This window comes from Streptomyces sp. NPDC020379, from assembly GCF_044387105.1.
GTDB lineage: Bacteria > Actinomycetota > Actinomycetes > Streptomycetales > Streptomycetaceae > Streptomyces.
On sequence record NZ_JBIRVR010000057.1, the window covers coordinates 1 to 1,348 of the forward strand.

At 70.3% G+C, this 1,348-nt stretch carries 1 protein-coding gene; it reads left to right on the top strand.

What is annotated here, in order from left to right:
• Positions 1-1,348: NAD-dependent malic enzyme (locus tag ACH427_RS32310; protein WP_398875389.1), on the top strand; the 1,348-nt coding region annotated here is incomplete at its 3' end.

Sequence of the window (1,348 nt, forward strand, 5' to 3'; positions counted from 1 at the left end):
ATGGCAACGGCGCCAAGCGTCTCGTACTCGATGACGGTCCGGCTGGAGGTCCCCGCGAGCGGGACCGCGGTCAGCCAGCTCACCACGGCCGTGGAGTCCTCCGGCGGCTCGGTGACCGGCCTGGACGTCACCGCCTCGGGCCATGAGAAGCTGCGGATCGACGTCACCGTCGCCGCGACCTCCACCGCCCACGCCGACGAGATCGTCCAGGAACTCCGCGGCATCGAGGGCGTCAGCGTCGGCAAGGTCTCCGACCGCACCTTCCTCATGCACCTCGGCGGCAAGATCGAGATGGCGTCCAAACACCCCATCCGCAACCGCGACGACCTCTCCATGATCTACACCCCCGGCGTCGCCCGCGTCTGCATGGCCATCGCCGAGAACCCCGACGACGCCCGCCGCCTGACCATCAAGCGCAACTCGGTCGCCGTCGTCACCGACGGCTCCGCCGTCCTGGGCCTGGGCAACATCGGCCCCAAGGCCGCCCTGCCCGTCATGGAAGGCAAAGCCGCCCTCTTCAAGCGCTTCGCCGGCATCGACGCCTGGCCCCTGTGCCTCGACACCCAGGACACCGACGCCATCGTCGAGATCGTCAAGGCCATCGCCCCCGGCTTCGCCGGCATCAACCTCGAGGACATCTCCGCACCCCGCTGCTTCGAGATCGAAGCCCGCCTGCGCGAAGCCCTCGACATCCCCGTCTTCCACGACGACCAGCACGGCACCGCCATCGTCGTCCTCGCCGCCCTCACCAACGCCCTGCGCGTGGTGGAGAAGAACATCGGCGACGTCCGCGTCGTCATGTCCGGCGCCGGCGCCGCCGGCACCGCCATCCTCAAACTGCTGACCGCCGCCGGCGTCAAGCACGCCGTGGTCGCCGACATCCACGGCGTCGTCCACGCCGGCCGCCACGACCTCGTCGCCGCCGGCCCCGAATCCGCCCTGCGCTGGATCGCCGACAACACCAACCCCGAAGGCATCACCGGCACCCTCAAGGAAGCCGTCGCCGGCGCCGACGTCTTCATCGGCGTCTCCGCCCCCAACGTCCTGACCGGCGAAGACGTCGCCGGCATGGCCGACGGCGCGATCGTCTTCGCCCTCGCCAACCCCGACCCCGAGGTCGACCCCGCCCTCGCCCGCCGGAGCGCCGCCGTCGTCGCCACCGGCCGCTCCGACTTCCCCAACCAGATCAACAACGTCCTGGTCTTCCCCGGAGTCTTCCGCGGCCTCCTCGACGCCCAGTCCCGCACCGTCAACACCGAGATGATGCTCGCCGCCGCCGGCGCCCTCGCCGACGTCGTCGCCGAAGACGAACTCAACGCGAACTACATCATCCCCAGCGTCTTCAACG